At 59.3% G+C, this 6,000-nt stretch carries 5 protein-coding genes and 3 pseudogenes; 2 read left to right on the top strand and 6 right to left on the bottom strand.

The features are described 5' to 3' along the window. Positions 1-300: 300 nt before the first annotated feature. The 3 genes from ABS769_RS04705 to ABS769_RS04715 form a co-directional block, all read right to left on the bottom strand. Positions 301-1,749 (bottom strand): XVIPCD domain-containing protein, encoded by a 1,449-nt coding sequence (locus ABS769_RS04705; protein WP_350498112.1) that lies wholly within the window; start codon positions 1,747-1,749, stop codon positions 301-303. After that, positions 1,746-2,405: a hypothetical protein gene (locus ABS769_RS04710; protein ID WP_350498113.1), complete on the bottom strand. Its 660-nt coding sequence runs from the start codon at positions 2,403-2,405 to the stop codon at positions 1,746-1,748. Before ABS769_RS04710 ends, ABS769_RS04705 begins: the two co-directional genes overlap by 4 nt. Positions 2,406-2,554: 149 nt before the next feature. Next, positions 2,555-3,247, bottom strand: a complete 693-nt coding sequence (locus tag ABS769_RS04715; RefSeq protein ID WP_350498114.1) for a hypothetical protein — start codon at positions 3,245-3,247, stop codon at positions 2,555-2,557. Positions 3,248-3,759: 512 nt separating this feature from the next. Between ABS769_RS04715 and ABS769_RS04720 the strand changes: the two genes are divergently transcribed. Both ABS769_RS04720 and ABS769_RS04725 read left to right on the top strand, forming a co-directional pair. Continuing rightward, the gene (locus ABS769_RS04720; RefSeq protein ID WP_350498115.1) at positions 3,760-4,110 is read left to right on the top strand and encodes a SymE family type I addiction module toxin; all 351 of its coding nucleotides are present in this window, start codon (positions 3,760-3,762) and stop codon (positions 4,108-4,110) included. A gap of 110 nt (positions 4,111-4,220) precedes the next feature. Next, a complete protein-coding gene (locus tag ABS769_RS04725; RefSeq protein ID WP_317063288.1) occupies positions 4,221-4,445 on the top strand; it encodes a hypothetical protein in 225 nt (74 codons plus the stop codon). Positions 4,446-4,452: 7 nt separating this feature from the next. Here the strand turns inward: ABS769_RS04725 and ABS769_RS04730 are convergent. The 3 pseudogenes from ABS769_RS04730 to ABS769_RS04740 all read right to left on the bottom strand — a co-directional run. Beyond that, positions 4,453-4,801: pseudogene (locus ABS769_RS04730) on the bottom strand (hypothetical protein); the annotation flags it as partial. 35 nt (positions 4,802-4,836) lie between these two features. Then, positions 4,837-5,874: pseudogene (locus ABS769_RS04735) on the bottom strand (XVIPCD domain-containing protein); the annotation flags it as partial. An 8-nt stretch (positions 5,875-5,882) separates the two neighbouring features. After that, positions 5,883-6,000 (bottom strand): annotated as a pseudogene (locus ABS769_RS04740) (IS5-like element ISCARN85 family transposase); the annotation flags it as partial.

Consider the following 6,000-nt stretch of genomic DNA (forward strand, 5'->3'; position numbering starts at 1 on the left):
CCGGCGCAGAAACGCCGAGCCATGCCTCATCTTTCGATCAGGCATAAAAAACCCACCAGGGTGTCGGAGGTGGGTGCCGCTGTGTGTGGAGTTTCTAGGCTCCAGTTGGGAGTGTGCCGCTGCCTGTCAGCAGGGTCAAGCAGCTCGTCTGGCGAGGTCTAACAGCCCGCCACCGCATCCACTCAATCGCAATGGCTGACATGTGCTCTCAGTATGGCGAAGGTGCCTTTCGCTTGCCCTTCACGGACGCGCAGGGTTGGAGCGGATCAAATCTACTAATGCATTGCTGATTCTAGATTTTTACAGAGTAGGGGCCGGACCGCGCTGTTGCTGTTCCTGTGAGCGCTGCTGTTCCAGCGACTGTTCCTGCACGCGCTCCTGTGCCAAGCGTTGGTTGACCGTTTCCAGTTGCGCGAAGCTTTCTTGCAGTGGGCGTTGCGCGGCCTCCGCTGTCGGCATATGCGCTCTCAGCTTTGCTGGGTCCTGCGGCTCGCCTTGCACCACAAACAGGGTCTGTGCAGCAGGCACATCCTTAGTCTTCTCGTTGAGCAACACGTGGTCGACTCGGGTCAAACCATTGTCCTTGGCCAGGGTGAGCAGGCTGGCGGTCATCCGCTCACTGGTTGCATCGAATGTGCGGCCGTTGGCTGCATCCAGCTGCTCCACCTTGCCGCGAATCTGTTGATGCATGGCATGGTCCGGGTGGCCTGCATCTGCAGGCGTCAATATGCGGTCCGGCTCAAGAGGCATTGCCGAGTTTGGGGGATTGATGCCGCGTGCACCGGTTTCTTTGAGCTGGACCATGCCGTAGCCGTCCTTGCCCAGGTCCACGATGTTGAACGTCGAAGCGGAGCCTAGATCTAGTCCGTTGCGCTCTAGCTGCCTTGGCTCCAGACCCAGCGACTTGAGGTCAACACGTATTTCCGGAGGCTTACGGTCATGGGCAAGATGATCGTAGTTCTTCGCAATATGGCTGATCGCGCTGACACCGTAATAGTTGCGGTAGTCCGAATCGCCGTGCGGTCCCAGCGTCCCCCTGCTGTCGTAAAAGCACTGCTCCACGGTTTTGGTCAGTACGTCGTTACGTGCAAACGGGCGCTTCGTTAGCTCGTCATAGGTTAAGCCGTTTGCGAACTGAGGTGGATTTACTTCCTTGTCTACGCAACGGGTGGTGGAACGCTGAAGTAGCTCTGTCTCGACTTCATGATCTGACATCGTCTGATCTTGATGTCTGATGCGGTCGTGCAGGGCACGCATGCCAGAGATCTCCGAGAGCGCTTCATCTTCCCGGGTTCTGTCCAAGTAGATGCGTGTCGGTTCTGTAAGGTCGACGTGGCTCTCTCGGTTCTCATGGGCTTCTTGCATGCGATCACCCATGGTCATCGCGAACTCCGACAGCGCTTGGGTACGATGTTCAGCCAACACGCCATGCATCGTTTCGTGACCCATGACCTCCGTCAGGTAGTCGATGCGCCGCTCTCCGCTGAGATTCCTGAAAGCAGCTTCGCTGATGTTGAGAGTCCCGGCTTTCCCGTCCTTGCCGTCTTGAAAATGTCCTCCATTGTTGTGCCCATGCGAGACGGCGATCGCCCCGATATGCCCTTTCTCAACGGCATTGCCGAGCAAGTTGGACAGGTAAGGCGACTCCGCAAGCGTCTGTCGAATGCTGGATTCAGCCCCGTTGGGCAGACTCGGATCTTTGGCCATTTGGGCGAGCAACGGTTCAATTCGTGGATCAACCGGCGTCATGCATCACCTCCATCAATTTGTACACCAAGCGCGCATTCGCGCGAGCCACTCTCAGTATCAGTTTGATAAAGCAATAACGCGACTGAAAAGCCCTGGTTTCCTTCGTTGATAGAGCGCCAGTGTTGGCGTATCCAGCCACCTTGGAACGGCATCTTTCCTTTTCCCTTGTAACCCATGTCCTCCAATTTTTTGGAAAGCGTTGCAGCGTCCCAGATGCAGACTGCGGCGGGCTTGCGAGTAGGGTCACTACCATCGGGCAAGCGCACCGAGACTTGCATTCGCGAAAATCCTTTCTTCATCTGGAAATGCGTGGCGTAGAGGGTATAACCGCCAGCCAGTGGCATGTCCTTCATCATGTACCACGGATGTGCAGGGTCCATGGGAGGTCCAAGATTGATTCCCAACGTGGACTCCAAACGTGTATTGCTCATGTCCGCCGGCACTTTGAAGGCATCGACGAAGCGCAGCAGCCGGCGCTCCAGTTCTTGGACGCTGATGCCGTCCGTTTTGTTATTGACGAGGTTTGTTGTCGCTTGAGCCGCTTGGGACTTGACGGCAGCAGGAGGAATGCCCTCGGAGGGACGAGCGCATGCACTAGGCAGCATGGCGACAAGCGCCAGCGAGAGAAGTGCCGTCAGTGAGCGAGACCTTTTCATCGTTGTCCTGTTGTCCAACCCGTGTGTCGATTCAAGACATTCTGCCTATCCTGCTGAAGGCTAGGGTGATGGCTTGCACCGATCTATTAGAGAGTGTCGAGGGAATTGCCCGCCGACTCGGCAGTGTTCAATCCGTCGGTCGACTGGCTTCACGCATCACCTCCATCGATTTGTAGGCCAAACGCGCATTCGCGCGCGCCGCTTTCTTGGCTAGTTCGATAAATCAGCAATGCCACTGAGAAGCCCTGCTTTCCGTTGTCGATGGAGCGCCAGTGTTGGCGTAGCCATCCCGCCTGGAATGGGCGCTGCCCGCCGCGCTTATAGCCCATGGCCTCCAACTTCTGCGAGAGCGCTGCCGCGTCCCAAATGCAGACGGATGTCGGCGTGCGCGTTGGGTCGATGGGATTGGGCAGAGCCACCGCAACCTCCATGCTTGAAAAGCCTTTTTCCGCAGGAAAATGCGTGGCATAGAACGTATAGCCATCGGCTAGTGCGACGTCCTTCACCACATGCCAAGGAGATGCAGGCTCTGAGGCGGGCCCAAGCTTCATTCCCAGCGCGGATTCCAAGCGCGTATAGCTCATGTCCTCTGGAACCTTGAATGCATCGACGAACTGCAGCAATCGAGCCTCTAACTCTTGGTTGCTGATGCTTGTTGTCGGGGTGTTGACTCCGTTGGTCACGGTTTTTGACGCAGCGTGGGATGCTGGGGACTTGGCTGCCATGGGCCGCACACCATGGGCATCGCCGGCTATCTCTTCGGAGGAACGAGCGCAGGAGCTCGATAGCATCGCCGCCAGCGTCAGCGAAACAAGCAGAATGAGTGAGCGGAACCTTGTCATTGTCTTCCTGTTGCCCAATGCGACGCTTCGATTCGAGGCAAGTTCTTCATCTATCACGGCTACTCCAAACTCTTCTGCACAAGATCCTGATCGAATGGAGCGGTTGCAAGTCATGCGCAGAGTAGTGCTGTCGCAGGCTAAAAGTGGAGGACACCACATTCTGCTCGCGTCGTACTTCGAAATTCTCTGTGCTCTGCCCCGCTAAGAACACGTCTCAGCACATGTCCTCCAGACTACCAGTCTCAGCCAGTTGACACGTCACGTAGCGCGTAGCAATCTCCACCCCAAGGAGCCTAGAAACTCCTCAGAGAGCGGTACCCACCTCCGTCAAACCGGTGGGTTTTTTGTGCCTGCAGCGTCTTGCGGGTGCAACCGACGCGATGCCTGCGTCGGGAGGGCGGCTAATACAACACCCTTCGGGGAAATACGCCCGCCGGCTCTCTGCGGTTTCTAGCCTCCCGACATCCCGTTGCGTTGTGCAACGGGGCCTGTTCGTCAAGGAGGGCTTTGCCATGCGTCGATCCACGTCCCGTCCCACATCAGCACGCAAGCGCGCCACGGAGCCGCCGCCCCGCGAGATCGGCTGGCACTCGCTCGACCCCTCGATCAAGCCGCGGCCCTACGTCGAGCGCACCCCCATCCCCCAACCCCGCACCGAAGCCCGCCCCCCACGCCCCGGCCACCCGCGTGCCCCAACACACTGCACCGTCGGCTACGGCTATTACCCCGCCAGCGACCAACGCGTGCCCACGCTGCGCCTGCGTGGCCGCTGGCTGGAACAACTGGGCTTTGCCATCGGAAGCAAGCTGCACATCCGCCTGCGCGATGGCGAGCTGGTGGTGAGTGTGGCGCCCACAGACTGACCGGCCCCACCGTGCGCGTGCAGCCACGCAGGTACACGGCCACCCTTCAGGCGCGCTACGTGCATGCCGCGCCGCGTGCGCACGCGCCACGCCTCGCAGAGGATCACGCAATGCACCCGCATGCCGCCGTCTTTTGTCTCACGCTGGACCAGATCGACCACCTCGACCGCCTGATGCGCACCATCGCCGCGCACGGCGACGTGATCGCCATGAGTGCCCCACAGTGCCTGCACGCACAGACGCTGCCAACCCTGGGCCAGGCCATCTTCGATGCCGCCAACGCGGTGCGCGAGATTCTTGAGCAACGAGTGGAGCACACGGCTTGTGCGCCTTAGCGGCACATCACAAGCAGCCGGGCAGATGCACCAAGCCCTCACGCCTGCCAACCTGAGCCACTTGGCCACGCTGACACGGCTGCCATCCACCCGCAGCCGCAGACACCTGCTCCCATCCGTTACGCAGCCGCTGCATCGCCTGCCCGCCGACGCATGCATCGCCCAGCTGCTTGGCCTCTGCCGTGCCGAGGCCAAGGTAGCGCAACGATGGAATCCGACGGAGCCGCGCGCCCCTGCCAATGCGCTTCGTTACGCAACGTCATGTTCTCGATGCGTTGGCAGTAGCGAGCCATGCCCGGATGTGGGTGCGTGCGGTATTGGTCGCAATTGAACGGCGTGGTATCGCGCGCCATTGAGTATGCAGTTTCGTCGCGCCTGGTCAGCGTGAGACCTATCTAGCCGGGCCGCCTGGGCTCGGCTCGTTCATGCCGCGCGCCAGTTCTTGCTGCTGCGCCAACGCTCTTTCTTGCGCGAGCGCTTGATTGGCCGCCAGCAACTTCTGGTCCGACTGTTCGACGGGGATATGGATCGCCTGATCGATCTCCACATGCGCGCGCTTGTGCGCAGGATCGTCCATCCGGCCCTCCACTGCGAACACGTTGCCAGTCTTGCTCATCACGACATGGTCTACACGGCTGAGCGCGTTGCTGGCCAGTGCGTAGCCCGTGACATGCGGATGTGCCTCGCTGTTGTCCTTGCACGCGGCCAGCAGGCTGCGGCTCACGCGTTCGCTCATCTCGTCATAGGGCTTGCCTACACTCTCATCGATCTTGCGCACGCCACCGCGAATTTGCTCGAGCATGGCGTGGTCTGGGTGTGCAGGATCGTCCGGGCCGCGTGGTCCCGCTACTGCAGGAGCGCTGGGTGCCACCGGCACGTAGGTATGGTCGTGCGCCCGATTCACGCTGCCATCCTGCGTGTGGTCGAAATGGTGCAGCGTGGGTGGGGCGGTGCTGCTGTCGTGATATGGAAACGGCGCTTTGTTCGGCCCCCGGTCCAGACCTTCGTTCTCGATCAGATGTTCTTTCAGGCCTAACGCGGCCATATCGATGGTCACCTGCGGCCGGGTACCTTGATGCAGCACATTTGCGCGATCTTCTGCTTGAAGGATCTGTTCTACGGCCCATGTGCCGTAGTAATTGGCGTAGTCCGCAGTGGGTTGAAGTTGCCCCGCCTGATTGCGGTGCTCGCCAAGACTTACGGGGCGTTGGCCGGGTTGTGCATAGAGCTGCGAAGGGCGATCAAAGTAGTGCTGGCCCATTGCTGCGATGTTGCCGGTTGATTGAGAGAGACTGCCATCTTGGTTGAAGGAAAGGCCGGGTTTCGGTACAGCTTTAAGCGAGCTCGACGTCTTATCCTGCTCAACGAAATCGAGAGTCCTATCGAGCTTAGTGGCAAGCATTACATCCATGCCGTTTGCAGTTGGATTAGGGCCTGTTAACACATCCGAAGCCCATCAACGACTAGGACGAAGCTGAGGAATCCAAGGAACATGACATCCAGCTTGTCGAAGCGCGAGAAAATCCGGCGGTAGCCTTTCAAGCGACGGAACAGT

Origin of the sequence: Xanthomonas hortorum (assembly GCF_040279205.1) — a bacterium.
GTDB classification, from domain to species: Bacteria; Pseudomonadota; Gammaproteobacteria; order Xanthomonadales; family Xanthomonadaceae; genus Xanthomonas; species Xanthomonas hortorum_F.

Excerpts from the sequence above, each read along its gene's own strand:
- ABS769_RS04705 (WP_350498112.1), bottom strand. The coding sequence starts at position 1,749 with ATGACGCCGGTTGATCCACGAATTGAACCGTTGCTCGCCCAAATGGCC.
- ABS769_RS04710 (WP_350498113.1), bottom strand. The coding sequence starts at position 2,405 with ATGAAAAGGTCTCGCTCACTGACGGCACTTCTCTCGCTGGCGCTTGTC.
- ABS769_RS04715 (WP_350498114.1), bottom strand. The coding sequence starts at position 3,247 with ATGACAAGGTTCCGCTCACTCATTCTGCTTGTTTCGCTGACGCTGGCG.
- ABS769_RS04720 (WP_350498115.1), top strand. The coding sequence starts at position 3,760 with ATGCGTCGATCCACGTCCCGTCCCACATCAGCACGCAAGCGCGCCACG.
- ABS769_RS04725 (WP_317063288.1), top strand. The coding sequence starts at position 4,221 with ATGCACCCGCATGCCGCCGTCTTTTGTCTCACGCTGGACCAGATCGAC.